The following is a 24,877-nucleotide window of genomic DNA, read 5'->3' as shown; positions in this document are numbered from 1 at the left end:
CTTAAATTCGATTATTCGCTGCGCGCGATGATGCCCTTGGCCTCGTCCTCGCGCATCTTTTCCACCTTGGCGCGCACCATGCGTTCCAGCTCGTCCACCAGGGTTTCCTGCTTGATGTGGTGGCTCTTCTGGCCGTCCAGATAGGACAGGTTGTTGGGCGTGCCGCCGGTGAGGCCGATGTCCGCTTCCTTGGCTTCGCCGGGGCCGTTCACCAGGCAGCCGATCACCGCCAGATCCACGGACTCGTTGATGTCCTCCAGGCGCGCTTCCAGCTCGTTGACCGTGTCGATCACGTTGAAATTCTGCCGGGAGCAACTCGGGCAGGCGATGATGTTCACGCCCTTCTTGCGCAGGTTGAGGCTCTTGAGGATGTCGAAGCCGACGCGGATTTCCTCCACCGGGTCGGTGGCCAGGGAAATGCGGATGGTGTCGCCGATGCCTTCCATCAGCAGGCCGCCCAGGGCCACGGCGGACTTCACCGTGCCGGAGCGGAACGTGCCGGCCTCGGTGACGCCCAGGTGCAGGGGCTGCTCGATCTGGGTGGCCAGCTTGCGGTAGGCCTGCAGGGTCATGAAGACGTTGGAGGCCTTGACGCTGATCTTGAAGTCCTGGAAGTCGTAGCGGTCCAGGATCTCGGCGTGGCGCAGGGCGGATTCCACCAGGGCGTCGCTGGTGGGTTCGCCGTACTTGCGCTGCAGTTCCTTTTCCAGGGAGCCGGCGTTGACGCCGATGCGGATCGGCACGCCGTGGTCCCGGGCGGATTCGATCACCGCGCGCACCCGGTCCTCGCGGCCGATGTTGCCGGGGTTGATGCGCAGGCAGTCGGCGCCTTCGTCGGCCACCTTGAGGGCGATCTTGTAGTCATAGTGGATGTCCGCCACCAGCGGCACCGCCACCCGGCGTTTGATTTTGCCGAAGGCCTCGGCGGCCTCCATGGTGGGCACCGAGACGCGCACGATGTCCGCGCCCACGCCTTCCAGGGCCTGGATCTGGGCCACGGTGGCGTCCACGTCGCAGGTGTCGGTGTTGGTCATGCTCTGCACGGAGATGGGCGCGTCGCCGCCCACGGGCACATTGCCGACGTGGATCTGGCGCGATTTGCGACGCTGAATGGTCATTTCCGGTTCCATAACCTGCTTCCTGAAACGTTCGGGCTGTAGAGAATGTGGGCGCGTTCCGGGTCGAGAACAAGGGCGCTCAGGGCAAGGTCACACGCACCACGTCGCCGGAGCGCTGGCTGGGCAGGGCGAGGGATTCGCCGTTGACGCTCACCGAGGACACCGCGGCGGCGTCACCCACGGTGAGCCGGAACGGGGCCTCGCCCTCCAGGGTAACGCTGTCGCCGGCCTGGCGCTGCCCCTGGCTGAGGGTGGCGCCGCTGGCGTCCACCACCTTGATCCAGCAAACCCGGGAGAAAGACAGACGAAGGCGGTCGACGCCGTCGTCCGCCGGGGAAGGTTGGTCGGCGGCGGAGGCGGCGGCCGCGTCCGGGGTGCCGGCGTCGGCCAGCTCGGACTCACCGGCCGGCGGCCGTGACATCGGCTGGGCCGGGGCCGGCCCGCTGCCGTCCGGGCTGGGCGGCGCGGTGTCGCCGGCCGGGGCGCCGCCGTTCTCGGGGGCGGGCTCCAGGGTGTCGTCGGCGGGCGCCACCGGCTCGTTGTCCTCGGGCAGCGCCGGCTCCGGGGTGCCGCCGTCCGCCGGGGCGCTCTCCTCCGCCGGCGCGCCGCCGTCCGGCGCCGGGGCGCCGGGGACCGCGCCGTCCCGGGGCCACAGCCACCAGCCCAGGGCCACCACCAGCGCCACCACCAGCACCACCAGAAGCGGCAGGCGCCATTCCTTGCCCCGGGGGGTGTCCTCCAGGGCCTCCTGGTCGCGCTGGTCCTCGGCGCTATGCTGGGCGTCCACTTCCTGCTGGAAGCGGCGCGCCAGCTCCTCGGCGGGCAGCCCCAGGAAACGGGCGTAGTTGCGCAGGTAACCCTTGATGAACGGCGGCTCGGGGAGCCGGTCGTAGTCGTCTTCCTCCAGGGCGCGCAGGTAGGACAGCGACAGCCTCAGATGCTTGGAGACCTCGTCCTGACTCAGCCCCTGTTCTTCCCGGGCCCGGCGCAAACGCTCGCCGGGCAACATGGCCTCTTCGTCCACGCTCATTCAGCTCCCTCCTGCCCGTTGCGCCAGTCCCGCCAGAGCCGGAACTCCCGGCTGCCCGGGTAGAGATTCTGCAGCGCCAGCTCGTAACTGGATTGCTGATCACGCTTGCCGAGCGCCGCGGCCAGGCGAATGCCCACCCACAGCGCCTCGGCGCTCTGTGGACGCACCCGGCGCTCGTAGTCGCGGTAGTAGTCCCAGCCCAGCTTGGGCCGGCCGTCGTCGTAGTAGAGGCGGGCCAGCTCCAGCAGCACCTGGCTGGAGCGGGGATTCAGACGCAGGGAGCGGACATAGGCCTCGCGGGCCTGCTCCGCCTTGCCGAGCGCCTTGTAGGCCGCGCCCATGTTGCTGAACGCGCTGGCGCGGCCTTCGTAATTGGGGTCGTTGGCGGCGCGCTTGAACTTGTCCAGGGCCTCTTGGTAGCGCCCCTGGGAAAACAGCAGCGTGCCGTAGTTGTTGAGCGCCGGGGAATAGCGGCGGTCGGCGCGCAGCGCCTGCCGGTAGTGGTATTCCTCCTGCTCCGGGTCGCGCTCGTAGTTGTACAGCAGGGCCATGGCGTTATGTGCCTGGGCGCTGTCGTCGTTGAGCGACAGGGCGCGGGAGAAATGGCGCCGCGCCTCGGAGGGGTTGCCCATCTGCAGGTACTTCATGCCGGCGGCCACCCGGGTGGCCACCGCTTCCTGCACGTTCACTTCGTTGCCGTCGCCCCCTTCGGTAACGGTCATGCAGCCGCCCAGCGCGCCCAGGGTGGCGGCGAGGGCAAGCATGAGGACGAACTGTCGAAGCGTAGGGCTCATTGCGCGGGCGCTGTATTGCTGTCCGGTTGTTCGGCGCGGTGGAAAATGGACGCCTTCCATCGCTCGCTGCGACGGGTGCGGTCCTTCACCTCGCCCACCAGCTGGCCGCAGGCCGCGTCGATGTCATCGCCGCGGGTGGTGCGCACCGTGGTAAGCACGCCATTGTCATTCAGGAATTTGTGGAATGCCAGGATGTCCGCCTTGCGGGAGCGGTCGTAGCCGGCATGGGGGAACGGGTTGAAGGGAATCAGGTTCACCTTCACCGGGATGCCCTTGAGCAGCTTGACCAGCTGGCGGGCGTGCTCCGGCTTGTCGTTCACATCGCGCAGCATCACGTATTCCATGGTGATGGTGTTGTGGCGATGGGTGATGTTGTCGCTGTAACGCTTGCACGCCGCCATCAGCTCCTTGAGCGGATACTTGCGGTTGAGCGGCACCAGTTCGTTGCGCAGCTCGTCGTTGGGGGCGTGCAGACTCAGCGCCAGGGACACGTCCAGGTCGGCGCTGAGCTGATCAATCTTGGGGATCACCCCGGAGGTGGACAGGGTGATGCGGCGCTTGCTGATGCCGTAGCCCAGGTCGTCGCGCATGATGCGCATGGCGTCCAGGACCGGCCCGTAGTTCAGCAGCGGCTCGCCCATGCCCATCATCACCACGTTGGTGATGGGGTGCTCGCCCAGGTTCTTGCGCGGCCCGAAAGAGCGGCTGGCCTGCCACACCTGGCCGATGATCTCGGCGCTGGTCAGGTCGCGCTGGAAACCCTGCTTGCCGGTGGAGCAGAAGCTGCAGTCCACCGCGCAGCCCACCTGGGAGGAGACGCACAGGGTGCCGCGGCGACCGTCGGGAATGAACACGGTCTCCACGGCGCCGCCGTTGTCGGCCTCGAACACCCATTTGCGGGTGCCGTCCCGGGAGATGCCCTCGTGGAGCACCTCGGGACCGCGAATCTCCGCCACGCGGGCGAGTTTTTCGCGCAGGGCCTTGCCCACGTCGGTCATTTGCTCGAAGTCATCCACCTGGTGGTGGTGGATCCACTTCAGCACCTGCTGGGCACGGAACTTCTTCTCGCCCATGGCCAGGAAGAACTCCTCCATGGCCGGGCGCGTGAGTCCGAGCAGATTCACCTTGTCGGTCTTGACCTCGTGGGCAGTCATGCTTCTCCTCCAGGCACCCGTCTTAGCGGGTGCGCGGGCAGATTTCCTCGTCGGCGAAGAAGTAATCCACTTCGCGGGCGGCGGATTCGGTGGAATCAGAACCATGGACAGCGTTTTCGTCGATGGTTTCCGCGAAATCCGCGCGGATGGTGCCGGCTTCGGCGTCCTTGGGGTTGGTGGCGCCCATCAGGTCACGGTTTTTCTTCACCGCGTCCTCGCCTTCCAGCACCTGCACGGTCACCGGGCCGCTGGTCATGAAGCCGACCAGATCGCCGAAGAAGGGCCGCTCCTTGTGTTCGGCGTAGAAGCCTTCGGCCTGCTCACGGCTCAGGTGCAGCATTTTCATCGCCACCACCTTCAGGCCCGCTTTCTCGAACCGGCCCAGGATTTCGCCGATCGCGTTCTTGGCCACGGCATCGGGCTTGATAATAGAGAGGGTACGCTCAACAGCCATCTGTCTGATCACTCCAGAATTGCATAGGTCTTTGGGGAAAAGGCCTTGGGCCCGAAACCGGCGGATTATACGCATCAAGGGCCGAATATGATACCGTTGGCCCGCCCTATGGCACGTATTGCCCGACCGGATTCCCCCTCGCCGCCTTATCCTCTATAATACCTGAGTAATTTACTCTGGTATTCCGCGAAGACCGGCTCTTCCCGAACCGGTGCTTCGCAAAGATGAGCCACGAACTATGAGCAGCCAAGCCGAACTCGACAATTCCGAACTGGACAGAGTCATCCGCTCCGAGTACGAGGCGGGCTTCACCACCCTGGTGGAATCCGACACCCTGCCCCCGGGCCTCAGCGAGGACGTCATCCGCGCCATTTCCGCCAAGAAAGGCGAACCGGAATGGCTGCTCGAATGGCGCCTGGAAGCCTACCGCAATTGGCAGACCATGCAGGAGCCCAACTGGGCCCACGTGGAGTACCCGCCGGTGGATCTGAACGCGATCTCCTACTATTCGGCACCGAAAAGCATGGAAGATCGCCCGCAGAGCCTGGACGAGGTGGACCCGGAGCTTCTCGAGACCTACAAGAAGCTGGGCATCCCCCTGCACGAGCAGGAAATGCTGGCCGGCGTCGCCGTGGACGCGGTGTTCGACTCCGTGTCCGTGGCCACCACCTTCAAGAGCAAGCTGGCCGAGGCCGGCGTGATCTTCTGCTCGATCTCCGAGGCGGTTCACGAGCACCCGGAGCTGGTGAAGAAATACCTGGGCTCCGTGGTGCCCAAGGGCGACAACTACTTCGCCGGCCTCAACTCGGCGGTATTCACCGACGGCTCTTTTGTTTACATCCCCAAGGGCGTGCGCTGCCCCATGGAGCTGTCCACCTACTTCCGCATCAACGAGGCCAACACCGGCCAGTTCGAGCGCACCCTGATCGTCGCCGACGAAGGCAGCTACGTGAGCTACCTGGAAGGCTGCACCGCGCCCCAGCGCGACGAGAACCAGCTGCACGCGGCGGTGGTGGAGCTGGTGGCCCTGCCCGGCGCCGAGATCAAGTATTCCACGGTGCAGAACTGGTACCCCGGCGACGAGGACGGCAAGGGCGGCATCTACAACTTCGTGACCAAGCGCGGCGTCGCCCACGACAACGCCAAGATCAGCTGGACCCAGGTGGAAACCGGCTCCGCGATCACCTGGAAGTACCCGTCGGTGGTGCTGCGCGGCGACAACTCCGTGGGTGAGTTCTACTCGGTGGCGCTGACCCGCCACGCCCAACAGGCGGACACCGGCACCAAGATGATCCACCTGGGCCGCAACACCAAGAGCACCATCGTTTCCAAGGGCATCTCGGCGGGCAAGAGCTCCAACGCCTACCGGGGCCTGGTGCGCATGGGCCCGCGGGCGGAGAACGCGCGCAACTTCACCCAGTGCGACTCCCTGCTGCTGGGCGACACCTGTGGCGCGCACACCTTCCCCTACATCGAGACCAAGCACCCCAGCGCCACCGTGGAACACGAGGCCACCACCTCCAAGGTGAGTGACGACCAGCTGTTCCTGTGCCGGCAGCGCGGTATCGACCCGGAAAAGGCGATCTCCATGATCGTGAACGGCTTCTGCAAGGAAGTGTTCAAGGAGCTGCCCATGGAGTTCGCGGTGGAAGCCGGCAAGCTGCTGGAAGTGAGCCTCGAGGGCGCGGTTGGGTAGTTGACAGTTGATAGTGGACAGTTGACAGCGAAAGCCCGGCTCGGGCTTCGCCCATCGCGGCAAGACGCAGTGGGAAACATCTTAGACAGTTAATAGACAGGCGTTATTTACATGCTGGAAATTCGCGATCTGCACGCCTCCGTGGCCGGCGAACCGATTCTCAAGGGCCTCAGCCTGACCGTGAAACCGAGCGAGGTGCACGCCATCATGGGCCCCAACGGCTCCGGCAAGTCCACCCTGGCCAATGTGCTGGCCGGCCGGGACAACTACGAGATCACCGGCGGCGAGGCCCTGTTCGAGGGCAAGAGCCTGGCGGAGCTGGAGCCTGAGGAACGGGCGCAGCTGGGCCTGTTCCTGGCGTTCCAGTACCCGGTGGAGATCCCGGGCGTGTCCAACATGGAGTTCCTGAAGGCCGCGCTGGAAGCCACCCGCGCCGCCCAGGGCAAGGAAGAGTGGGATTCCGTGACCCTGCTGCGCAAGGCTCGCGAAGCCTGCAAACAGGTGGACCTGGACCCGCAGTTCCTCAAGCGCGGCGTCAACGAGGGGTTCTCCGGCGGCGAGAAAAAGCGCAATGAAATCATGCAGATGCTGCTGATGGAGCCGAAGCTGGCGCTGCTCGACGAAACCGACTCCGGCCTCGACATCGACGCCCTGCAAACCGTGGCCAAGGGGGTCAACTCCCTGCGCGGGCCGGAGCGCGGTATCGTGCTGGTGACCCACTACCAGCGGCTGCTGGACTACATCGTGCCGGACCATGTGCACGTGCTGTCCGGCGGCAGGATCGTCAAATCCGGCGGCAAGGAACTGGCCCTGGAGCTGGAACAGCACGGCTACGGCTGGCTCACCGGCGGCCAGGACGGCGGCAACGGTAAAGAGGATCGGACGGCATGAGTCGGGACACCGCCCTGAATCTGCCCGAGGACCTGAAGACCCGGGCTCTGGAGAACGCCCGCCAGGCCACGCCGGTGGAGGCGCTGGCGCCCCTGCGCCGGGACGCGCTCACGGCCCTGGAAGGCGCCGCCTTCCCCGGCCGCAAGACCGAGGCCTGGAAATACACCTCGCTGTTCCCGCTCACCGACGGCCACCTGGCGCGCCGCGCCGAGGGCGAGGCACCGGCGGACCTGCCGATGCTGGGCGAATACCGCCTGGTGCTGGTCAACGGCCGCCTGGACGAGGACCACACCGCCCTGCCCGAGGGGGTGACCCTGGGCCGCCAGGCGCGCCGCCTGGAGGGCCTGACCACGCCGTTCGCGTTCTACAACGGCGCCGCCCTGGAAGACGCGGTGACCCTGGACGTGGCCGCCAACACCGATGTGTCCGCCCCGATCCAGGTGCTGCACGTGAGCGCCGGCGACAGCCCCTCCCACTGCAACACCCGGCTGGAAGTGAACCTGGCCGCCGGCAGCCGCTTGACCCTGATCGAGCAGTACCTGGGCGACGGGCCGGTGCTGACCAACGCGGTCACCGCCATCCAGGCCGCCGACAACGCCCACCTGACCCATTACCGGCTGCAGGCGGACGCCGGCGACAGCCTGCACATCGGCACCCTGTTGTTCCAGCAGACCGGGGTCAGCCGCATCGACAGCTACCAGCTGATGGCCGGCAACCGGCTGCGCCGCAACGACGTGCGCGCCTTCCTGGACAAGAGCGGCGCCGAGCTGAACATGCACGGCATCTTCGTGGCCCGCGAGCGCAGCCACATCGACAACCAGCTGTGCGTGGAGCACCGCGTGCCGGAGTGCACCTCCAATCAGGTGTACCGGGGCCTGGCCGGCGAGAAGGGCCGCGCCGTGCTCAACGGCCGCATCCACATCCACCCGGGCGCCAAGGGCACCCTGGCGGAACTGAGCAACAAGAACCTGCTGCTCAACCCCGGCGCGGAGATCGACACCAAACCGGAGCTGGAAATCTACAACGACGACGTCAAATGCGCCCACGGCGCCACCGTCGGCCAGCTCGACGCCCTGCAGCAATTCTACCTGCAGTCGCGGGGCATCCCGCTGGCCGAAGCCAAGCGCATGCTCAGCCTGGGCTTCGTCAACGAGCTGATCATGAGCCTGCCGGACCAGGCCGTGGCGGACTGGGCCCAACCCTGGCTGGCCGCCGAGCTGGGCCAGCGCCCGGGCGCTGACGAGGAGGCCGCATGAGCTTCGACGTACAGGCGCTGCGCGGCGAGTTCCCGATCCTCCACCAAACGGTGAACGGCAAGCCGCTGGTGTACCTGGACAACGCCGCCACCACCCAGAAGCCCCGGGCGGTGATCGACGCGGTAAGCGCCTACAACGAGCGCGTGAACAGCAACGTGCACCGCGGCGCCCACTACCTGAGCGACACGGCCACCGCCGAGTTCGAGGCGGCCCGCGCCACCGTGGCGGCGTTCCTCAACGCCGCCCGGGAGGAAATCATCTGGACCAAGGGCACCACCGAGGGCATCAACCTGGTGGCGCAGAGCTACGGCCGCGAGCGGCTCCAGCCCGGCGACGAAGTGCTGATCACCGCCCTGGAGCACCACGCCAACATCGTGCCCTGGCAGCAGGCCTGCGAGCGCACCGGCGCCACTCTCAAGGTGGTGCCGCTCAACGAGGATGGCAGCGTCGACGAGCAGGCCTATTTCGACCTGCTCGGCGAGCGCACGCGCATTGTCGCCCTGTCCCATGTGTCCAACAGCCTGGGCACGGTGAACCCGCTGGCGCGCTGGCTGAAAGCGGCCCGCGACGCCGGCGCCGTGACCCTGGTGGACGGCGCCCAGGCGGTGGCCCATTTCCCGGTGGACGTGCAGCAGCTGGGCTGCGATTTCTACGCCTGCTCCGGCCACAAGCTGTTCGGGCCCACCGGCATCGGTGCCCTGTATGGCCGCCGCGAGCTGCTCGACGCCATGCCGCCCTATCAGACCGGCGGCGAGATGATCGAGACGGTGAGCTTCGAGAAGAGCACCTGGAACGAACTGCCCTACAAGTTCGAGCCGGGCACCCCCAACATCGCCGGGGTGATCGGCCTGGGGGCGGCGGTGCGCTGGCTCGACCGGCAGGACCGCACCGCCCTGGCCATGCACGAGGACGCTCTGCTGGCCTCCGCCACCGAACAGGCCGAGGCCTTCGACGGCTTGAAAATCATCGGCCACGCCGCCACCAAGGTAGGCGTATTGTCGTTTCTGCTGGACGGCGCCCACCCGGCCGACGTGGGCACCCTGCTCGACCAGCAGGGCGTGGCGGTGCGCACCGGCCACCATTGCTGCATGCCGCTGATGGACGGCCTGGGCATTCCTGGAACGGTGCGCGCGTCCTTTTCGATTTATAATACCGCGGAGGAAGTGGACCAGTTGTTCCAGGCGCTGGAAAAGGTCCGCACCTTCCTGTAGCACCCGCTGGAGGCGAACGATGACGGTACAGACATTCGTGCCCGGCCAGGCCGGGATTCACATGACCGAGGCCGCCCGCGCCCAGGCCCGCCGCGAAATCGAGCGCGCCGACGCCGGCGGCATTCGCCTGGATCTGGATGAATCCGGCTGCTCCGGTTACATGTACGAGCTCAATTTCGTCGAGGCCCCGGAGGACGGCGACCGCCGCTTCGAGGTGGACGGCGTGGTGCTGTACGTACCGGAGAAATGGCTGGCCATGCTCAACGGCCTGGAAATCGACTACGTGAAGGAAGGCGTCAACAGCCTGTTCAAGTTCCGCAACCCCAACGCCACCGGCGAATGCGGCTGCGGCGAGAGCTTCACCGTCGAGGATATGGACGAGATCTGATTTGACCACGAACGAACAGCGCACCGTGGTGGTGAGCCGGGACGTGCCGGCGCGGCTGGTGCCGGACGGCACCCGCATCACCGTTCACAAGAACAGCTTCGTGAACCTGCGCCAGGCCCTCGGCGGCACCTACACGGTGACCATCAATGGCAACATGGCGCGCATCGACGGCACCGACGCGGACGCCATCGGCCAGACGCCGCTGGAGCTCAATTTCGAGCCGCCGGCGGAGGACGGCACGGTGCGCGACGATGACCTCTGGACCGTGCTCGCCACCATCTACGACCCGGAAATCCCGGTGAACATCGTCGACCTGGGCCTGGTCTACGGCTGCGACGTGATCCGCCGCGACGAACTCAACGTGGTGCAGGTGCGCATGACCCTCACCGCCCCCAACTGCGGCATGGGCCCGGTGCTGGTGGGCGACGTGGAAGACCGGCTGGCCAAGGTCCCCAACGTGGACACCGTGGAGGTGGCGTTGGTGTTCGATCCGCCCTGGAGCCGGGACATGATGACCGAGGAAGCCCAGCTCGAACTGGGCTTGTTTTAACCTTTACCCGTAGGAGCGGCTTTAGCCGCGATCACCCTTATCGCGGCTAAAGCCGCTCCTACGAAGATACGAGGCATTCGATGCCCCTGACCGACTTCGACATCCGCGACATCAAGCTGGGCCGCGACGTCACCGCCGAGGACGTCTGCGAGGACCTGGAATTCCTGGACGACTGGGAAGAGCGCTACCGCTACATCATCGATCTGGGCAAACAGCTGCCGCCCATGCCGGAGGAACTGCGCACCGAGGAGCGCTTCGTGCGCGGCTGCCAGAGCCAGGTGTGGCTGGTCACCGACTATGACGCGGACTCCGGCATCCTCTACCTGGCGGTGGAATCCGACGCCCTGATCGTGCGCGGCCTGGCGGCGATCATCCTCACCGCCCTCAACGGCAAGGCGCCCAAGGACGTGGCCGACTACGACATGGACGCCTTCTTCGAGCGCATCGACCTGCTGCGCCATCTGAGCCCCACCCGGGGCAACGGCCTGCTCTCCATGGTGGGCCGCATCAAGCAGGAAGCCGCCGCGCTTTCCTAAACCGCGCTCAGCGTGGGCCGCCCACGCTCGGCGGGCACCAGGCGAACCACGAAACGCCGGTGCCCGCCGCGCACCGGCTCGTTCTCCATCAGTTCCGCCCGCTCGCCGAAATACCCGGCCACCCCATGCACCGCCCCCAGCGCCAGGGCGCTCAGATCCCGGTGGGAATGGTAATACAGCTCCAGCACCCCGGGCGCGGTCTCGCGCACCTGGATACGCGGCGGCTGGGCCTGGGGGTCCTTGAGGCGCACCAGCTTCTCATGGATGCGCTCTTCCATGTTCAGCAGGAAGTCCCGGGCGTCCCAGTTGGCGGGAATCAGAGACCGGTACATCTTGATCAGGGGCGGAATGGTCCAGGCCCCGAAGCTCTCCAGCAGATCGTTCCGGCACAGCCCCACTTCGTCCTGCAGGGCCGCCAGCAGCCGCTCCAGATGGGCATCCGGATACAGCCGCACCGGGGCGTGGGCCTGGTCCTGGAGACCCGCTCCGGCCCGTGTGCGCTCCCAGGCGCCGAGGCCGAAACGGTCCGTCACGAAATGCCGGAATTGATACAGAATCACGCCGTGCATGCACCGCTCCCCTTGTCGTTTCGGGAAGCTGGAAGCAAGGCGCGGGCCAACCGGCGACGGCCGCCAGGCCGCCGCCGGCGCGGCTTTCAGGCGTGTTGCCGGGTGGCCTCGCGGAGCCGGGTGACGACCTCCGTCAGGTTCTGCCCGACCCGGTCAATGTCCGCCTCGGTGGTGAAGCGGCCCACGGAGAAGCGCAGGGCGCTGCGCGCCAGATCGTCGGCCAGCCCCATGGCCTTGAGCACGTAGGAAGGCTCCAGGGTGGCGGACGTGCAGGCGGAGCCGGTGGACACCGCCGCCTCGGTGAGGGCGGTGAGCAGCATCTCACCGTCGATGCCCTCGAAGGCCAGGTTCAGGTGACCGGGCAGGCGCGGCGCGTCCCGCCCGTTGAGATGCACACCGGGCAAGGTGGCGGCCCGCTCCCAGAGCCGATCGCGCAGAGCCGCGACCCGCGCCTGCTCCTCCTCCCGCTGCGCCATCGCCAGGGCCAGGGCTTCGCCCATGCCGACGATCTGGTGGGTGGGCAGGGTCCCGGACCGCATGTTGCGCTCATGGCCGCCGCCATGAATCTGCGCCGCCACGCGCACGTCCGGGTGGCGCCGCACATAGAGCGCGCCCACGCCCTTGGGGCCGTAGATCTTGTGGGCACACAGGGACACCAGGTCCACCGGCAGCTCGCGCACGTCCAGGGGCAGCTTGCCGGCGCTCTGCGCCGCGTCGGTGTGGAACAGGGCACCGTGCTCGCGGCACAGGGCGCCGATGGCGGCGATGTCGTTGATCACCCCGGTCTCGTTGTTGGCGTGCATGATGGACACCAGCACGGTGTCCTCGCGCAGCGCCGCCTTGACCTTGGCCGGGTCCACGCGACCGTCCGCCTCCGGAGCGATCCAGGTCACCTCGTGGCCCTGGCGCTCCAGCCAGGCGCAGGGATCGAGCACCGCCTTGTGCTCCGAGGTGGCGGTGATCACATGGCCGCCGCCGCGCTGCTCCAGCACGCCCTTGATGGCCAGATTGTCGGCCTCGGTGGCGCCGCTGGTCCAGACGATCTCGCGGGGGTCCGCGTTGAGGGCGTCGGCCACCTGGCGGCGGGCATTCTCCACCGCCTCCTCCGCCAGCCAGCCGTAAAGGTGGCTGCGCGAGGCCGGGTTGCCGAAGTTGTCGTCCGGCCCCAGACAGGCCGTCATCGCCTTCACCACCCGGGGGTCCACCGGGGTGGTGGCGGCGTAATCCAGATAAACCGCTTGGGACATGATGGGAAAGGTTCTATTACGGGTTAAAGGGTGCTCACCGGAACCCGGTTCTGCCGCGCGTCCTGACGTTGAGCCACGGACCGCACCTCATGGCGGGCCACCAGCTCGCCCAGGGTGATGCCGGACAGAAAATCCTGGATCTGATCGGAGAGGTCGCACCACAGGTGATGGGTCAGACAGATGTCGCCCTCCTGGCAGTCGCCCTGGCCACCACAGCGGGTGGCGTCCACGGATTCGTCCACCGCCGCGATCACCGCGGCCACGTCGATGTCGTCGCCGGAGCGGCTCAGCCGGTAGCCGCCGCCGGGCCCGCGCACGCTGGTCACCAGCTGGCGGCGGCGCAGCTTGGCGAACAGCTGCTCCAGGTAGGAGATGGAGATTCCCTGGCGGTCGGAAATATCGGCCAGGGAAACGGGGCCGGTGTCCGCGTGCAAAGCGAGATCCAGCATCGCGGTCACCGCATAGCGGCCCTTGGTGGTCAGACGCATACCCACACCTTTGGTACGTGATTACCGTGATAGCCTATTGAAAACCGACTAAATCGGTCAAGTATTACCGGTACGATAATTGATAATCATTATCAAGTAAATTCCCGGTGTGCAAGAAATGGACGTCCGATCACCGGTGTGGGTTCCCCGCCTTGACAGGCGCGGGACGCTCGCGGACAATTCGCGGCCTCTGTGGCAAGGTAGCTCAGCTGGTTAGAGCACAGCACTCATAATGCTGGGGTCGGCGGTTCAAGTCCGCCCCTTGCTACCACTACATGGAAAGGCCGCCTCCGGGCGGCCTTTTTCGTTTACGGAGCCGCGTTCCCGTTCCGTTGGCCGACCCCGCTTTTTTTGCTGGGATCGGCGCAGGGTGGCCTGCCCGTTCAAGTCCGCCCCTTGCTACCACTCTTCAAGGAAGCCGCCCCATCGGGCGGTTTTTTCGTTTTCGGAGCTGCGCTCCCATCACACCGGCCGCGTCACGAGCAGCTCCCTGTAACGGGGTTGCCCGTGGACGGCGGTAGGAGCGGCTTTAGCCGCGATAACGGGCGCCATGATCGCGGCTAAAGCCGCTCCTACCGCAACACCCAGCCTACGGAGCCACGCGCCAGGAACGGCTTCAGCCACGATAACGGGCGCCCATGATCGAGGCCGGGCGGATCAGGGCACGGTACCCGAAGGCGGCGCGTTCTCGCCGAGCACCCGGCCGTCCACGGTCTTGCCGTACTGCCCCTGGTGCTGATGGAAGCGTTCACCGGTTTCCTGCACGGAGCCGTTGAAACGAGGGTCCTGGGGACGCTCATGGCTGTTGATGAAGAGGGCCACGTCCCAGGCCTGCTGATCGGTCAGATCCGGTTTGCCCAGGGGCATGGCCGCCTTGATGAAGGCCGCCGCGGTGTTCACCCGATGCATACCGGCGCCCCAGTTGTAGGAGCCCTCGCCCCACAGCGGCGGGAAGCCCATGGAATCGTCGGCCGCTTTCTGACCCTGGCCGTTCTCGCCGTGGCACAGAGCGCAATTCGCCTGAAAGACGGTTTCGCCGCGCCCGAAAGAAGGCGGCTCCGGCGGCTCCGCCACGTTCGGGAAGCCGCGGTACTCCGGCTCTTCACCGGTGGGCATGCCCTTGGCCAGCCAGAACGAATAGGCCTGCAGCGCCTGGATCACCTCCCCGTCCCGGGGTGGCGCCTTGCCGTTCATGCTGTAGATAAAGCACCCCTGCAGACGCTCGGCGTAGTCATTCACGTGCTGGTTCTTGCCCCGGTAGGCGGGATACATGGGCCAGGCGCTTCTGAGCGGGGCGGTCTTGTTGTAGCGGCCGCCGTCGAAGTGGCAGTTCTGACAGCTCAGGTCGTTGCCTGCATAGGCGTCGGCGTACTGACCGGTGTCGTTGAAAATACGCTCGCCCTGGCGCACCAGATCGCCAAACTGATTGTCCGGAATGGCGCTGCGCGGTGGCGGCTCGGTGGACGGGGCGGCCGTCGCGGTCTGCGGGGAGGGCGCCTGGGAAGACGATGGGGAAGACGGCTGCCCGGCTGCCGACGAGCCGGCCTCGGAGGCGGGCGCGGACTCGGAGGCGAAACGCTCGCGGTAATCCTCCGTGCCACCGGTCAGTAACGTGGCCAGTGACCAGGCCACCCCCGCGACCAGCACACTACCGGCGATAACGATGGCAAGGCTTCTACTCATTGTTCGCCTCCTTGGCCGCCGGCAGGGAGGCGAAGTACTCCGCCACCGCTTTCAGATCGTCCGCGTCCAGCTGCTCGGCGATGTGCCCCATCAGACCCTGGGGCCCCGCAGGCCGGTCGCCGGAGCGCCAGGCTTTGAGCTGATTCCGCAGATAACCCGCCGGCTGGCCGGCGATGGGGGGAAAATCCGCGCCAATACCGAGCCCGCCGGGGCCATGGCATTGCACGCAGGCGGGAAGGTCCTGCTGCCATCGGCCATGGAGCGCCAGCTCCCGGCCGGGGCCGGTAGGCGCTTCGCCGGCCTGGCCGCCGCCAGGCTGCATCGCCAGCGCACTGAAGTAGCCGGCCAGGGCCTGCCGTTGTTCCTCCGATAAACCGGAGGCGATGGGTTTCATGATGGCATTGACGCGTTCACCGCTGGCGAAGGCGTCCAGCTGCCGCTTGAAGTACGCCTCGCCCAGACCGGCGAGGTGGGGGTAGGAACCGGTGCCCTGCCCCTGGGCACCGTGGCAGGCGACGCAGCTTTGCGCCGCCGGCGGTGCCGTATTGGCGGTGTTTTGCTGGGCATACGCCGATGGAAACAGTAAACACAGAACCACGATAACGGGCAGCCGCGCCATGCTGGCGTCCTCCTCAGTCCCGGATGCTAGTTGCAACCCTAGCACCGCAAGTACCCACACCACCAGTATGGGCACTGTCACCGGATGGTTTTAGAGGATAACCAGGTGGTTGGGCAGCTCGTTTTTCTTTTCCGTGGCGGGGAGCTTGGTGATCAGCTCGTCGCCGCAGGAGGCGATGCACTCCAGGAAGCCGTTGAGCACCTCGCCCTGCTTCACGTGGCCGGTGAAGGTGTCGACGATGGACTTCCAGCGTTCGTCCGGCACCTGGGCGGCGATGCCCCGGTCGGCGAGGATTTCCACGTAGTGCTCCGCTTCGCTGACGAAAATCAGCATTCCGGTGCCGTCCTTGGTGTGGTGCAGCCCCTGGTCGAGGAAGGTGCGGCGGGCCAGGTTGGCGGCGCGCCATTGCTTCACCCGGCGCGGTACCAGGGCCATCATCAATGGCGGCCAGCGGAACAGCAGCGCCAGCGCCACCAGCACGGTCCATTGGGCGAGCAGGGTTTCCAGGGCGCTGAGCCAGATTGGCAGGAACGCCAGCACCAGGGGCACCAGCAGGGAGAGCAGCGCCGCCCACATCAGGGGGATGTAGCGGTAGTCGTCGGCCTGGCGGGCCAGCACGGTGACCAGCTCGGCGTCGGTGTCCTTTTCGATGGCCGCGATGGCGCGGGCCACCCGTTTTTGGTTCTCTTCATTCAATAGCATTACCAGCCTCCCGAGGCGCCGCCGCCTCCAAAACCGCCGCCGCCTCCGCCGAAGCCGCCGCCTCCGAAGCCACCACCGCCACCGCCGCCGAAGCCGCCGGTGCCCATGGGCAGGAACATGGCGCCGCCGCGCCGGCCGCCACGGCCACCACCGCCGCCCATGGCGCCCAGCGCCACGAAGACGGTGATCAGCACCAGGCCGAGCAGATAGAACAGGGCGGTGAGCCCGTTGGGGCCGGTGCCGCGCTCCGCCGCCGGGGGCGCTTCGTATTCGCCCTGGATGGCGGCGAGGATGCCGTCGACGCCGGCGTTGATGCCGCCGGCGAAGTCACCGCGCCGGAAGGCGGGGCGGATCTCGCGCTGAATGATGGTGGCGGAGAGGGCGTCGGTGAGCGCGCCTTCCAGGCCGTAGCCCACCTCGATGCGCAGACGGCGTTCATTGGGGGCGATGATCAGCAGCACGCCGTTGTCCTTGCCTTCCTGGCCGATGCCCCATTCCCGGCCCAGCTGATAGCCGTACTCCTCGATGGGGTAGCCTTGCAGGTCGGGGACGGTGACCACCACCACCTGGTTGGAGCTTTGTTGCTCCTCGGTGGCGAGCTTGTCGGCGAGGGCCTGCTCCTCGGTGGGGCTGAGCAGGCCGGCGTTGTCCACCACCCGCCCGGTGAGCTCGGGGAACTGCGGGGCGGCCCAGGCGGCGGCCGCCAGCAGCCACAGCAAGGCGGCCAGGCCGCCATGTCGTATCAGGGTCATGGCTTACTCGAAGTTGACGGTCGGCGCCTGCTCGGCGTTTTCCGTGGTGGCTTCAAAGTTCTCGCGTTGCTCCAGCTCGCTGTACAGCAGGCTGTGCCAGATGCGGCCCGGGAAGGTGCGGATCTCGGTGTTGTACTGGCGCACCGCCTCGATGTAATCCCGGCGCGCCACCGCGATGCGGTTCTCGGTGCCTTCCAGCTGGGATTGCAGGGCCAGGAAGTTCTGGTTGGATTTCAGGTCCGGGTAGCGTTCCACCACCACCATCAGCCGCTGCAGGGCGGAACCGAGCTGGTTCTGGGCCTGCTCGAACTGTTTGAACTTCTCCGGGTTGTCGAGGATGTCCTCGCCGGCCTGGATGGAGCCCACCTTGGCGCGGGCCTCGGTGACGTCCACCAGCACTTCGCGTTCCTGGTCGGCGAAGCCCTGCACGGTGTTGACCAGGTTGGGCACCAGATCGGCACGGCGCTGATACTGGTTCTGCACCTGCGCCCAGGCCGCCTTGACCTGTTCGTCGTAGGTGGGAATGGTGTTGATGCCACAGCCGGCCAGGGTCATGGCCAGCCACATCAGCACGAAGGCACGCCAAAGCTTCATGGGAGGGTCTCCTGTTTGGAAGTGTCGGCAGTCAAGCAATTCCCGGCGCCGTTGGCAACCGGCCAGGCTCAGCCGGCGGTGACGGCGCGGATCAGTCGTTCCTTGCGGGCCCGGGGCAGCGCCTTGAGACGCGCCTCCAGACGGCCGGCGCGGGCCCGGTCGGGCACCGCCACGCACAGCACCAGGGCCACCGGCCGGCGGGCGCGGGTGTAGCGGGCGCCGCGCGGCCCGCCATTGTGTTCGTTCCAGCGCCGCAGCACGTCGGTGGTGACGCCGGTGTAGAGGGAACCGTCCGCGCAGCGCAGCATGTACACCCACCAGTCGCTGCCCTGTTTCACGGTTTTACATCCTCTTGCGTTCAAGTTGCTATCATCACCGACGGTACTGAATCGACACAACAATAGCCTGAAACAGGGAGTTTCGCATGATCACCTATTTGTATTGGTTCCTGGTGGCGGTGGCCATTTTCCTGGTTCTGTTCGGCGTCGGCGTGCGCATGGGCAAGTGGAAGCCGGCGCTGATCATCGCCGTGCTCCTGTGGCTGGCGGGCACCCTGCTCTATTACTTCTGGCTGGAGCAGATTTTCGTCAAGCGTCTGGGCGGCACCATGAACCTGACCATTCCCGAGGGCCAGCAGCACATCGCCGCCACCTGGAAAGGCGACAACCTCTGGATCGAGAACTACGACCCGGAGACCAACCGCTGCATCTTCCGCGAATACTCCCGGGGTAACGTGCTCGAGGGCCAGGTGGTGCTGAAGGACTGCAACCCCCTGCGCGCCGGCAAAAGCGGCGGCGAGCCCGCCATTCCGGAGGGGCCGCGCACCTCGCTGTGAGCCCTTGGCGCCGCCTTGACCGGCGGCGTCGGATAGTGGCCTCTGATCCATCACACGGGAGGACAACCCGATGACCCCGCTTCGCTCGATCCTGGCCGGCGCCGCGCTGCTGGCCGGCTTGCTGGCCTGGACTCCGGCCGCCGCCGAAGACGGCGCCTGCCCCGCCCTGTTCCAGCACGAAGTGCGCAAGCTGCACAGCCAGGAGGACCTGGATCTGTGCCCGCTCACCGCCGGCAAGGTGGTGCTGGTGGTGAACACCGCCAGCCAGTGCGGTTTCACGCCCCAGTTCAAGGGCCTGGAAGCGCTCTATAAAGCGTACCGTGATCAGGGTTTGGTGGTGCTGGGTTTTCCCTCCGACGCCTTTCGCCAGGAGCTGGACGACGAGGGCGCCACCGCCAAGGTGTGCTACGTGAACTACGGCGTGACCTTCCCGATGATGGCCACCTCCCGGGTGCGCGGGCCGGACGCCAACCCGGTGTTCCAGGCGCTCAACCGCGCCGCCGGCGAGCCGGAGTGGAACTTCAACAAGTACCTGGTGAGCCGCGACGGCGAGGTGCTGCGGCATTTCCCGTCCTCGGCCGAGCCCCGGGGCGGCGAGCTGGAAGCCGCGCTCCAGGCGGCGCTGCGCTGACCAACACGCTTGACCCATACTATGGCGGCGCCGGATCGGCGCTGCTATGGTGAAAGGCTCCCACCGGAAATCGCCCAGTCCCATGAAAGTCCGCAACAGCAAGGAACAGCAACGCCAGCGCCTGCGGCGGGACATGGAGCGGTTCCTCTCCCGGGGCGGCCACATCCAGGAAGTGCCCAGTGGCACCACCGGCGACCCCCCCGGCCAGCCCCGGGAGCGGCGTGCTTTTCCCTTCGCCCAGAGTCCGCGCGCCACGCGCACCGATCTGTCCCAGGTGGCGGCGGCCATCGACGCGCGCAAGAAGCGCGGCAAGCACCGGTCGGCGAAGCGGCCCGGCCCGCGCCGGCGCCTGGTCTATGACGATTTCGGCGAGCCGCTGCGCTGGGTCTGGGAAGACTGAACATTACCCTCACAATGAAAAAGGAGCCCCCCATGAAACGCTTGAGCGCTTTGATCTGTTTGCTGCTGTGGGCCGGCGTCGCCGCCGCCGACGTGGTGGAGGAGCCGGTTACCCTGCCCGGCGGCGTCGGCAACGGCGTGCTCTACATGGACGACGACCTGGACCGCACCACCGCCGGCGTGATCGTGGTGCATGAGTGGTGGGGGCTCAACGACTACGCCCGCAACCGCGCCCGGTTGCTCGCCGACGAAGGCTATGTGGCGCTCGCCGTGAACCTCTACGACGAGGGCAAGGTGGCCACCCATCCCAAGGACGCCAAGGCCTTCATGCAGCAGGCCCTGGCCAACCCGGAGAAAACCACCGCCCGCTTCAACGCCGCCAAGAAGCTGCTCCGTGACCAGCAGTACGTGGACGACGAGCGCCTGTTCGCGGTGGGCTACTGCTTCGGCGGCGGCGTGGTGCTGGAGCAGGCCCGGCGTGGCAACGACCTGGCCGGCGTGGCCAGCTTCCACGGCACCCTGGGCACCGAGCAGCGCGCCGAGGCCGGCGACGTCCAAGCGCGAGTGCTGGTGGCCACCGGCCAGGCGGACCCCATGGTGCCCGCCGACCAGGTCACCGCCCTGGTGGAGGAAATGACCGGCGCCGGCGTGGACTTCCAACTGCTCAGCTTCCCCGGCGTGAAGCACGGCTTCACCAACCCCCGGGCCGACCAGATGGGCCAGCGTTTCGAGCTGCCCCTGGCCTACGACCGCCAGGCGGACGAGATCAGTTGGGAAGCCCTGATGGACTTCATCGAACGCCCCTGACCGGCCCGCCGCGCCCCATCACGGGGCGCGGCGCACCACATAAGCGCACGGCACGCCCCGTTTTCGCGCTCCCCTCCAGGCCCCGACCGGGGCAATTCTTTTTAAAACAGGCACTTGCCGATTCTGGCATTGGACTTGCTCCGGTCCAGGCAGGAATCGAATGGCGCGGTTGCCATCACGACCCGGACAATTCGGAAAAATGGATCGCTAGGGTTCCGGTGGGCCTCGCCCACGACTGGTCCGAGAGCGGTCGACCTTCTTGCAAGGTTACACGGCGGGACAAAAGCCCGGGAGGACACCATGACGACTGTGTCATTGGATTCCTCACCGTCATAGCCTGAAGGAGGTCGACATGACCCGCATTCTGACTGCTTGCCTTTCCGCGGCCGCGCTGCTGGCGCTCTCCGCCCTCCCCCAACCGGCCCTGGCCGCCGGCGAACGCGACGATTTCAAAGTGTGCTGGTCCATCTACGTGGGCTGGATTCCCTGGGAATACGGCAACGCCCAGGGCATCGTCGACAAATGGGCCGACAAGTACGACATCAGCATCGACGTGGTGCAGATCAACGACTACATCGAGTCCATCAACCAGTACACCGCCGGCCAGTACGACGGCTGCACCATGACCAACATGGACGCCCTCACCATCCCCGCCGCCGGCGGCGTGGACACCACCGCCCTGATCGTCGGCGACTTCTCCGACGGCAACGACGGCATCGTGCTCAAGGACAAGAGCGAGCTGGCCGACATCGAAGGCCAGGACGTCAACCTGGTGGAACTGTCCGTGTCCCACTACCTGCTGGCCCGCGCCCTGGAAACCGTGGGCATGAGCGAGCGCGACGTGGACGTGGTGAACACCTCCGACGCCGACCTGGTGGCGGCCTACCAGACCGATGACGTCACCTCGGTGGCCACCTGGAACCCGCTGCTCAGCGCCATCACCGAGCAGCCCGGCGCCAACCTGGTGTTCGACTCCTCGCAAATCCCCGGCGAAATCATCGACCTGATGGTGGTCAACACCGACACCCTGGAAGCCAACCCGAAACTGGGCAAGGCCCTGGCCGGCGCCTGGTACGAGATCATGGCGCACCTGGCCGATGAAGGCGCCACCGGCAAGCAGGCGCGCGCCGCCATGGGCGAGATCGCCGGCACCGACCGGGCCGGTTTCGAAGCCCAGCTGGACGCCACGCGCATGTTCTACGACGCCGCCGACGCCGTGGACTTCGTCAAAAGCCCGGACGTGAAAACCACCATGCAGCGGGTGGCGGAGTTCTCCTTCGACCACGGCCTGCTGGGCGAAGGCGCGCCGGACGCCGGCTTCGTGGGCGTGGAAACGCCGTCCGGCGTGTTCGGCAGCGAGAGCAACGTGAAGCTGCGCTTCGACCCCACCTACATGAAGATGGCCGCCGACGGCGAGCTTTGATCCACGACGCCGGCCGGGAGCCGTCATGAAGAAGCTGATCAACCGTCAAGCCGGCCCGGTGGGCCGCTGGGCCCTGGGCCTGCTGCCCTTCGTGGTGCTGGTGGTGCTCTACCTGGTGGCCTCGGATGCGCGCCTGGCGGCCAACCCCAACGACAAGCTGCTGCCGGACCTGGCCAGCTTCGTGGACGCCATTCAGCGCATGGCCTTCGAGCCCAGCAAACGCAGCGGCGAGTACCTGCTTTGGGTGGACACCCTGGCGAGCCTGGAACGGCTCGCCATCGGCGTGGCGGTGAGCGCCGCCCTGGGGCTGGTGTTCGGTATCGTCACCGGTGCCCTGCCCCTGTTCCGGGCCGGCATCTCGCCGCTGGTCACCGGGCTGTCCCTGGTACCGCCGCTGGCGATCCTGCCGATCCTGTTCATCGTGTTCGGCCTGGGCGAGCTGGCCAAGGTGATGCTGATCATCATCGGCATCACCCCCTTTCTGATCCGCGACCTGCAGCAGCGGGCGGCGGAAATCCCCGCCGAGCAGCTGATCAAGATGCAGACCCTGGGCGCCAACACCTGGCAGATCATCCTGCGTCTGGTGTGGCCCCAGGTGATGCCCCGGCTGATCGGCGCGGTACGCCTGTCGCTGGGCTCCGCCTGGCTGTTCCTGATCGCCGCCGAGGCGATCGCCGCCACCGAGGGGCTCGGCTACCGGATCTTCCTGGTGCGGCGCTATCTGGCCATGGACGTGATCCTGCCCTACGTGGCCTGGATCACCTTCCTGGCGTTCGCCATCGATTTCGCGCTGGCGCGCTACTCACGCTGGCGCTACCCCTGGTTCCACCAGGCGGGATAAGGGAGGAACCATGGCCACCATTGAATTGAAGAATCTGTGGAAGGAATACGGCGACCAGGTAGTGCTGGAACGCCTCAACGCCGAGGTGGAGGAAGGCGAGTTCGTCACCGTCGTCGGTGCTTCCGGCTGCGGCAAGACCACCTTCCTGAAACTGCTGCTGGGCACGGAAAGCCCGACCCGGGGCCAGCTGCTGCTGGACGGCAAGCCGATCCCGGACGAGCCGGACGAAAGCCGTGGCATCGTGTTCCAGCGCTACTCGGTGCTGCCGCACCTGAACGCGCTCGCCAATGTGATGCTGTGCGGCGAGCTGGAAACCAGCCGCTGGCTGGGCCGCGCCTTCGGCGACACCCGCAAGCGGCTGCGCGAGCAGGCCGTGGCGATGCTGGAGTCCGTGGGCCTGGGCGGCGCCCTGGACAAATACCCCCATGAGCTGTCCGGCGGCATGCAGCAGCGCCTGGCCCTGGCCCAGGCGCTGATCAAGAAGCCGCGCATCCTGTTGCTGGACGAGCCGTTCGGCGCCCTGGACCCGGGCATCCGCCGGGACATGCACCAGCTGGTGCTGAAGCTGTGGCGCGAGCAGGCGCTGACCGTGTTCATGATCACCCACGATCTCGCCGAGGGCTTCTATCTGGGCACCCGGCTGTGGGTGTTCGACAAGGACCGCCTGGACCCACAGACCCCGGAAAGCTACGGCGCGCGCATCACCTACGACCTGCCCGTGGGCGACAGCGACAAGGGCACCCTGCAATCCATTTCGCAAAACGTGAACGACACCTCCCGCTTACTCCAAGGAGCAATCCGATGACCGAACCGCTGTACGAGTACACCATGCCCGGCGGCGCGCACTGGTCCTTCCGGATGCGGCGCGGCACCGCCCTGCGCCTCACCGACGTGGACGGCGGCGCCAACGTGGGCATGCTGTTCTACAACCCGGAAGAGAAACTGGAACGCTACAACGCGCCGGACACCCTCAAGGGCCAGCACACCTTCAAACTGACCCGGGGCCACTGCCTGTATTCCGACATGGGACGGGTGTTCGCCTCCATCGTCGACGACGACTTCGGCTGGCACGACACCGTGTGCGGCAACCTGCACCCGGACACCCTGAAGGAAAAATACGGTGAGCACGGCTACCAGCAGTACCGCAACGGCTGGTATCTGAGCGGCCATGACAGCTTCCTGGTGGAAATGGCCAAGTACGGCCTCACCGAGCGCGACCTGGCCGCCAACCTGAACCTGTTCAGCAAGGTGGCCAGCGGCGACGGCGGCGCCCTACGCTTCGACCCGGACGCGGCGAAAGCCGGCGCCGCCGTCACCCTGCGTTTCGAGATGGACACCCTGGTGCTGATGCACACCTGCCCGCACCCGCTCAACCCGGCGCCGGACTACCCGAAGAAGAAGGTGCGCGTGGAGATGCTCAAGGCGGACCCGGTGACGGCGGACGACTACTGCCTGAACTTCCGCCCGGAAAACGCCCGCGCTTTCGAAAACAACCGCCTGTACTACCTCGGCGCCTGACGGAGAGCCCCATGATCAAAGAAAGCGAACTGACCCCCGAACAGGCCGCGTTCCGCGAAGTGGTGCCCGCCGGCGACTACTTCCTGAAAGTGGTGCGCGCCGGCGAGACCCTGCGCATCCTCGACCTGGAGGGCAACCAGGCGGCGGACACCCTGTTCTACAACGCCGACGATCCCGCCGAGCGCTACAGCGCCATGGACACGGTGCGCGAGCAGGGCAACGTCTACCTCACCGCCGGCAGCGTGCTGCGCTCCAACCGCAACAACCCGATGCTGGAAATCACCGCCGACACCTGCGGCCGTCACGACACCCTGGGCGGCGCCTGCGCCACGGAAAGCAACACCGTCCGCTACGACCTGGGCAAGCGCACCATGCACGCCTGCCGCGACAGCTGGATGCTGGCGATCAACGAGAATGAAGAGTACGGGCTGAGCAAGCGCGACATCGCCCACAACATCAATTTCTTCATGAACGTGCCGGTCACCGCCGAAGGCGGCCTGACCTTCGAGGACGGCATCTCGGCGCCGGGCAAGTACGTGGAAATGAAAGCCTTGATGAACATCACCGTGCTGATTTCCAACTGCCCGCAGCTCAACAACCCCTGCAACGGCTACGACCCGACGCCCATCGAAGTGCTGATCTGGCACTGAACGGCGCCCGCGCGCCGCGCCGGGGACGACCCCGGTGATTC

Annotated in this window: 30 protein-coding genes, 1 tRNA gene and 1 riboswitch; of the genes, 17 read left to right on the top strand and 14 right to left on the bottom strand. The window is 66.7% G+C overall.

Going from position 1 to position 24,877, the window contains the following annotated elements; all coding sequences use genetic code 11:
* Nucleotides 1-11 precede the first annotated feature (11 nt).
* The 5 genes from ispG to ndk form a co-directional block, all read right to left on the bottom strand.
* Nucleotides 12-1,130: a flavodoxin-dependent (E)-4-hydroxy-3-methylbut-2-enyl-diphosphate synthase gene (ispG, locus tag HMJ39_RS01420; protein ID WP_194295990.1), complete on the bottom strand. Its 1,119-nt coding sequence runs from the start codon at nucleotides 1,128-1,130 to the stop codon at nucleotides 12-14.
* A gap of 67 nt (nucleotides 1,131-1,197) precedes the next feature.
* Nucleotides 1,198-2,148 (bottom strand): helix-turn-helix domain-containing protein, encoded by a 951-nt coding sequence (locus tag HMJ39_RS01415; protein ID WP_161383878.1) that lies wholly within the window; start codon nucleotides 2,146-2,148, stop codon nucleotides 1,198-1,200.
* Complete coding sequence (pilW, locus tag HMJ39_RS01410; protein WP_228462085.1) at nucleotides 2,145-2,912, bottom strand: type IV pilus biogenesis/stability protein PilW; 768 nt, start codon at nucleotides 2,910-2,912, stop codon at nucleotides 2,145-2,147. Before pilW ends, HMJ39_RS01415 begins: the two co-directional genes overlap by 4 nt.
* A gap of 26 nt (nucleotides 2,913-2,938) precedes the next feature.
* Complete coding sequence (gene rlmN / locus HMJ39_RS01405) at nucleotides 2,939-4,096, bottom strand: 23S rRNA (adenine(2503)-C(2))-methyltransferase RlmN (RefSeq protein WP_161383880.1); 1,158 nt, start codon at nucleotides 4,094-4,096, stop codon at nucleotides 2,939-2,941.
* 22 nt (nucleotides 4,097-4,118) lie between these two features.
* Nucleotides 4,119-4,550 carry a nucleoside-diphosphate kinase gene (gene ndk / locus HMJ39_RS01400; protein WP_161383881.1) on the bottom strand — a complete coding sequence of 144 codons (432 nt, stop codon included), beginning with the start codon at nucleotides 4,548-4,550 and terminating at the stop codon, nucleotides 4,119-4,121.
* Nucleotides 4,551-4,788: 238 nt separating this feature from the next.
* Here ndk and sufB point away from each other — a divergent pair, with 238 nt between their 5' ends.
* The 7 genes from sufB to HMJ39_RS01365 all read left to right on the top strand — a co-directional run bounded on the left by sufB (nucleotide 4,789) and on the right by HMJ39_RS01365 (nucleotide 11,078).
* Entirely contained in the window at nucleotides 4,789-6,246 is a 1,458-nt protein-coding gene (gene sufB / locus HMJ39_RS01395) for a Fe-S cluster assembly protein SufB (RefSeq protein ID WP_161383882.1), read from the top strand.
* Between the two features lie 111 nt (nucleotides 6,247-6,357).
* The gene (gene sufC / locus HMJ39_RS01390; RefSeq protein ID WP_194295988.1) at nucleotides 6,358-7,137 is read left to right on the top strand and encodes a Fe-S cluster assembly ATPase SufC; all 780 of its coding nucleotides are present in this window, start codon (nucleotides 6,358-6,360) and stop codon (nucleotides 7,135-7,137) included.
* The gene (gene sufD, locus HMJ39_RS01385) at nucleotides 7,134-8,393 is read left to right on the top strand and encodes a Fe-S cluster assembly protein SufD (protein WP_194295987.1); all 1,260 of its coding nucleotides are present in this window, start codon (nucleotides 7,134-7,136) and stop codon (nucleotides 8,391-8,393) included. Before sufC ends, sufD begins: the two co-directional genes overlap by 4 nt.
* Nucleotides 8,390-9,604, top strand: a complete 1,215-nt coding sequence (locus HMJ39_RS01380) for an aminotransferase class V-fold PLP-dependent enzyme (RefSeq protein WP_194295986.1) — start codon at nucleotides 8,390-8,392, stop codon at nucleotides 9,602-9,604. Before sufD ends, HMJ39_RS01380 begins: the two co-directional genes overlap by 4 nt.
* 19 nt (nucleotides 9,605-9,623) lie before the next feature.
* Nucleotides 9,624-9,992 (top strand): HesB/IscA family protein, encoded by a 369-nt coding sequence (locus HMJ39_RS01375; protein WP_194295985.1) that lies wholly within the window; start codon nucleotides 9,624-9,626, stop codon nucleotides 9,990-9,992.
* Nucleotide 9,993: 1 nt separating this feature from the next.
* Nucleotides 9,994-10,542, top strand: a complete 549-nt coding sequence (gene sufT / locus HMJ39_RS01370) for a putative Fe-S cluster assembly protein SufT (protein WP_228462084.1) — start codon at nucleotides 9,994-9,996, stop codon at nucleotides 10,540-10,542.
* Between the two features lie 80 nt (nucleotides 10,543-10,622).
* A complete protein-coding gene (locus HMJ39_RS01365) occupies nucleotides 10,623-11,078 on the top strand; it encodes a SufE family protein (protein WP_161383888.1) in 456 nt (151 codons plus the stop codon).
* Here HMJ39_RS01365 and HMJ39_RS01360 read toward each other — a convergent pair.
* The 3 genes from HMJ39_RS01360 to iscR all read right to left on the bottom strand — a co-directional run bounded on the left by HMJ39_RS01360 (nucleotide 11,075) and on the right by iscR (nucleotide 13,382).
* Nucleotides 11,075-11,647: a heme NO-binding domain-containing protein gene (locus HMJ39_RS01360; protein ID WP_194295984.1), complete on the bottom strand. Its 573-nt coding sequence runs from the start codon at nucleotides 11,645-11,647 to the stop codon at nucleotides 11,075-11,077. The two genes, HMJ39_RS01365 and HMJ39_RS01360, sit on opposite strands and share 4 nt — an antisense overlap.
* 86 nt (nucleotides 11,648-11,733) lie before the next feature.
* Complete coding sequence (locus HMJ39_RS01355; protein ID WP_194295983.1) at nucleotides 11,734-12,894, bottom strand: IscS subfamily cysteine desulfurase; 1,161 nt, start codon at nucleotides 12,892-12,894, stop codon at nucleotides 11,734-11,736.
* 23 nt (nucleotides 12,895-12,917) lie between these two features.
* Nucleotides 12,918-13,382 carry a Fe-S cluster assembly transcriptional regulator IscR gene (gene iscR, locus HMJ39_RS01350; protein ID WP_161383891.1) on the bottom strand — a complete coding sequence of 155 codons (465 nt, stop codon included), beginning with the start codon at nucleotides 13,380-13,382 and terminating at the stop codon, nucleotides 12,918-12,920.
* Nucleotides 13,383-13,576: 194 nt separating this feature from the next.
* Here iscR and HMJ39_RS01345 point away from each other — a divergent pair.
* Nucleotides 13,577-13,653: transfer RNA gene (locus HMJ39_RS01345), tRNA-Met, on the top strand.
* Between the two features lie 386 nt (nucleotides 13,654-14,039).
* On the opposite strand, the gene HMJ39_RS01340 is transcribed toward HMJ39_RS01345, so the two are convergent.
* The 6 genes from HMJ39_RS01340 to HMJ39_RS01315 all read right to left on the bottom strand — a co-directional run bounded on the left by HMJ39_RS01340 (nucleotide 14,040) and on the right by HMJ39_RS01315 (nucleotide 18,070).
* Nucleotides 14,040-15,065, bottom strand: a complete 1,026-nt coding sequence (locus tag HMJ39_RS01340; protein ID WP_161383892.1) for a c-type cytochrome — start codon at nucleotides 15,063-15,065, stop codon at nucleotides 14,040-14,042.
* On the bottom strand, nucleotides 15,058-15,684 hold the full coding sequence (locus HMJ39_RS01335; RefSeq protein ID WP_161383893.1) for a c-type cytochrome: 627 nt from the start codon (nucleotides 15,682-15,684) through the stop codon (nucleotides 15,058-15,060). Before HMJ39_RS01335 ends, HMJ39_RS01340 begins: the two co-directional genes overlap by 8 nt.
* Nucleotides 15,685-15,774: 90 nt before the next feature.
* Nucleotides 15,775-16,386, bottom strand: coding sequence for a TPM domain-containing protein (locus tag HMJ39_RS01330; RefSeq protein ID WP_194295982.1), 612 nt, complete (start codon nucleotides 16,384-16,386; stop codon nucleotides 15,775-15,777).
* Nucleotides 16,386-17,138, bottom strand: coding sequence for a TPM domain-containing protein (locus HMJ39_RS01325; RefSeq protein WP_194295981.1), 753 nt, complete (start codon nucleotides 17,136-17,138; stop codon nucleotides 16,386-16,388). Before HMJ39_RS01325 ends, HMJ39_RS01330 begins: the two co-directional genes overlap by 1 nt.
* A gap of 3 nt (nucleotides 17,139-17,141) precedes the next feature.
* Nucleotides 17,142-17,732, bottom strand: coding sequence for a LemA family protein (locus HMJ39_RS01320; RefSeq protein WP_194295980.1), 591 nt, complete (start codon nucleotides 17,730-17,732; stop codon nucleotides 17,142-17,144).
* A 68-nt stretch (nucleotides 17,733-17,800) separates the two neighbouring features.
* On the bottom strand, nucleotides 17,801-18,070 hold the full coding sequence (locus HMJ39_RS01315) for a GIY-YIG nuclease family protein (protein ID WP_256244770.1): 270 nt from the start codon (nucleotides 18,068-18,070) through the stop codon (nucleotides 17,801-17,803).
* An 86-nt stretch (nucleotides 18,071-18,156) separates the two neighbouring features.
* Here HMJ39_RS01315 and HMJ39_RS01310 point away from each other — a divergent pair, with 86 nt between their 5' ends.
* The 9 genes from HMJ39_RS01310 (at nucleotide 18,157) to HMJ39_RS01270 (ending at nucleotide 24,836) form a co-directional block, all read left to right on the top strand.
* Entirely contained in the window at nucleotides 18,157-18,567 is a 411-nt protein-coding gene (locus tag HMJ39_RS01310; protein ID WP_161383897.1) for a hypothetical protein, read from the top strand.
* Nucleotides 18,568-18,637: 70 nt separating this feature from the next.
* Complete coding sequence (locus HMJ39_RS01305) at nucleotides 18,638-19,198, top strand: glutathione peroxidase (protein WP_194295979.1); 561 nt, start codon at nucleotides 18,638-18,640, stop codon at nucleotides 19,196-19,198.
* Nucleotides 19,199-19,280: 82 nt separating this feature from the next.
* Nucleotides 19,281-19,598, top strand: coding sequence for a hypothetical protein (locus HMJ39_RS01300; protein WP_194295978.1), 318 nt, complete (start codon nucleotides 19,281-19,283; stop codon nucleotides 19,596-19,598).
* A 32-nt stretch (nucleotides 19,599-19,630) separates the two neighbouring features.
* Entirely contained in the window at nucleotides 19,631-20,404 is a 774-nt protein-coding gene (locus tag HMJ39_RS01295; protein ID WP_194295977.1) for a dienelactone hydrolase family protein, read from the top strand.
* Nucleotides 20,405-20,600: 196 nt separating this feature from the next.
* A riboswitch (guanidine-I (ykkC/yxkD leader) is annotated at nucleotides 20,601-20,700 on the top strand.
* Nucleotides 20,701-20,756: 56 nt separating this feature from the next.
* Nucleotides 20,757-21,827: a putative urea ABC transporter substrate-binding protein gene (locus HMJ39_RS01290; RefSeq protein WP_194295976.1), complete on the top strand. Its 1,071-nt coding sequence runs from the start codon at nucleotides 20,757-20,759 to the stop codon at nucleotides 21,825-21,827.
* A gap of 25 nt (nucleotides 21,828-21,852) precedes the next feature.
* Nucleotides 21,853-22,668 carry an ABC transporter permease gene (locus HMJ39_RS01285; protein ID WP_194295975.1) on the top strand — a complete coding sequence of 272 codons (816 nt, stop codon included), beginning with the start codon at nucleotides 21,853-21,855 and terminating at the stop codon, nucleotides 22,666-22,668.
* Nucleotides 22,669-22,678: 10 nt separating this feature from the next.
* Complete coding sequence (locus HMJ39_RS01280) at nucleotides 22,679-23,473, top strand: ABC transporter ATP-binding protein (protein WP_194295974.1); 795 nt, start codon at nucleotides 22,679-22,681, stop codon at nucleotides 23,471-23,473.
* Nucleotides 23,470-24,186: an urea amidolyase associated protein UAAP1 gene (locus tag HMJ39_RS01275; protein ID WP_161383904.1), complete on the top strand. Its 717-nt coding sequence runs from the start codon at nucleotides 23,470-23,472 to the stop codon at nucleotides 24,184-24,186. Before HMJ39_RS01280 ends, HMJ39_RS01275 begins: the two co-directional genes overlap by 4 nt.
* 11 nt (nucleotides 24,187-24,197) lie before the next feature.
* A complete protein-coding gene (locus tag HMJ39_RS01270; RefSeq protein ID WP_161383905.1) occupies nucleotides 24,198-24,836 on the top strand; it encodes an urea amidolyase associated protein UAAP2 in 639 nt (212 codons plus the stop codon).
* Nucleotides 24,837-24,877 lie beyond the last annotated feature (41 nt).

It is taken from the genome of Alloalcanivorax profundimaris (genome assembly GCF_015265435.1).
Classification (GTDB): domain Bacteria; phylum Pseudomonadota; class Gammaproteobacteria; order Pseudomonadales; family Alcanivoracaceae; genus Alloalcanivorax; species Alloalcanivorax profundimaris.
The sequence above is the reverse complement of the archived record's forward strand: the minus strand, read 5'-3'. Positions and strand labels throughout refer to the sequence as shown.

What these genes read in the sequence shown, in the direction of transcription:
- ispG (WP_194295990.1), bottom strand. Translation starts at nt 1,130, where the DNA reads ATGGAACCGGAAATGACCATTCAGCGTCGCAAATCGCGCCAGATCCAC.
- HMJ39_RS01415 (WP_161383878.1), bottom strand. Translation starts at nt 2,148, where the DNA reads ATGAGCGTGGACGAAGAGGCCATGTTGCCCGGCGAGCGTTTGCGCCGG.
- pilW (WP_228462085.1), bottom strand. Translation starts at nt 2,912, where the DNA reads ATGCTTGCCCTCGCCGCCACCCTGGGCGCGCTGGGCGGCTGCATGACC.
- rlmN (WP_161383880.1), bottom strand. Translation starts at nt 4,096, where the DNA reads ATGACTGCCCACGAGGTCAAGACCGACAAGGTGAATCTGCTCGGACTC.
- ndk (WP_161383881.1), bottom strand. Translation starts at nt 4,550, where the DNA reads ATGGCTGTTGAGCGTACCCTCTCTATTATCAAGCCCGATGCCGTGGCC.
- sufB (WP_161383882.1), top strand. Translation starts at nt 4,789, where the DNA reads ATGAGCAGCCAAGCCGAACTCGACAATTCCGAACTGGACAGAGTCATC.
- sufC (WP_194295988.1), top strand. Translation starts at nt 6,358, where the DNA reads ATGCTGGAAATTCGCGATCTGCACGCCTCCGTGGCCGGCGAACCGATT.
- sufD (WP_194295987.1), top strand. Translation starts at nt 7,134, where the DNA reads ATGAGTCGGGACACCGCCCTGAATCTGCCCGAGGACCTGAAGACCCGG.
- HMJ39_RS01380 (WP_194295986.1), top strand. Translation starts at nt 8,390, where the DNA reads ATGAGCTTCGACGTACAGGCGCTGCGCGGCGAGTTCCCGATCCTCCAC.
- HMJ39_RS01375 (WP_194295985.1), top strand. Translation starts at nt 9,624, where the DNA reads ATGACGGTACAGACATTCGTGCCCGGCCAGGCCGGGATTCACATGACC.
- HMJ39_RS01365 (WP_161383888.1), top strand. Translation starts at nt 10,623, where the DNA reads ATGCCCCTGACCGACTTCGACATCCGCGACATCAAGCTGGGCCGCGAC.
- HMJ39_RS01360 (WP_194295984.1), bottom strand. Translation starts at nt 11,647, where the DNA reads ATGCACGGCGTGATTCTGTATCAATTCCGGCATTTCGTGACGGACCGT.
- HMJ39_RS01355 (WP_194295983.1), bottom strand. Translation starts at nt 12,894, where the DNA reads ATGTCCCAAGCGGTTTATCTGGATTACGCCGCCACCACCCCGGTGGAC.
- iscR (WP_161383891.1), bottom strand. Translation starts at nt 13,382, where the DNA reads ATGCGTCTGACCACCAAGGGCCGCTATGCGGTGACCGCGATGCTGGAT.
- HMJ39_RS01340 (WP_161383892.1), bottom strand. Translation starts at nt 15,065, where the DNA reads ATGAGTAGAAGCCTTGCCATCGTTATCGCCGGTAGTGTGCTGGTCGCG.
- HMJ39_RS01335 (WP_161383893.1), bottom strand. Translation starts at nt 15,684, where the DNA reads ATGGCGCGGCTGCCCGTTATCGTGGTTCTGTGTTTACTGTTTCCATCG.
- HMJ39_RS01330 (WP_194295982.1), bottom strand. Translation starts at nt 16,386, where the DNA reads ATGCTATTGAATGAAGAGAACCAAAAACGGGTGGCCCGCGCCATCGCG.
- HMJ39_RS01325 (WP_194295981.1), bottom strand. Translation starts at nt 17,138, where the DNA reads ATGACCCTGATACGACATGGCGGCCTGGCCGCCTTGCTGTGGCTGCTG.
- HMJ39_RS01320 (WP_194295980.1), bottom strand. Translation starts at nt 17,732, where the DNA reads ATGAAGCTTTGGCGTGCCTTCGTGCTGATGTGGCTGGCCATGACCCTG.
- HMJ39_RS01310 (WP_161383897.1), top strand. Translation starts at nt 18,157, where the DNA reads ATGATCACCTATTTGTATTGGTTCCTGGTGGCGGTGGCCATTTTCCTG.
- HMJ39_RS01305 (WP_194295979.1), top strand. Translation starts at nt 18,638, where the DNA reads ATGACCCCGCTTCGCTCGATCCTGGCCGGCGCCGCGCTGCTGGCCGGC.
- HMJ39_RS01300 (WP_194295978.1), top strand. Translation starts at nt 19,281, where the DNA reads ATGAAAGTCCGCAACAGCAAGGAACAGCAACGCCAGCGCCTGCGGCGG.
- HMJ39_RS01295 (WP_194295977.1), top strand. Translation starts at nt 19,631, where the DNA reads ATGAAACGCTTGAGCGCTTTGATCTGTTTGCTGCTGTGGGCCGGCGTC.
- HMJ39_RS01290 (WP_194295976.1), top strand. Translation starts at nt 20,757, where the DNA reads ATGACCCGCATTCTGACTGCTTGCCTTTCCGCGGCCGCGCTGCTGGCG.
- HMJ39_RS01285 (WP_194295975.1), top strand. Translation starts at nt 21,853, where the DNA reads ATGAAGAAGCTGATCAACCGTCAAGCCGGCCCGGTGGGCCGCTGGGCC.
- HMJ39_RS01280 (WP_194295974.1), top strand. Translation starts at nt 22,679, where the DNA reads ATGGCCACCATTGAATTGAAGAATCTGTGGAAGGAATACGGCGACCAG.
- HMJ39_RS01275 (WP_161383904.1), top strand. Translation starts at nt 23,470, where the DNA reads ATGACCGAACCGCTGTACGAGTACACCATGCCCGGCGGCGCGCACTGG.
- HMJ39_RS01270 (WP_161383905.1), top strand. Translation starts at nt 24,198, where the DNA reads ATGATCAAAGAAAGCGAACTGACCCCCGAACAGGCCGCGTTCCGCGAA.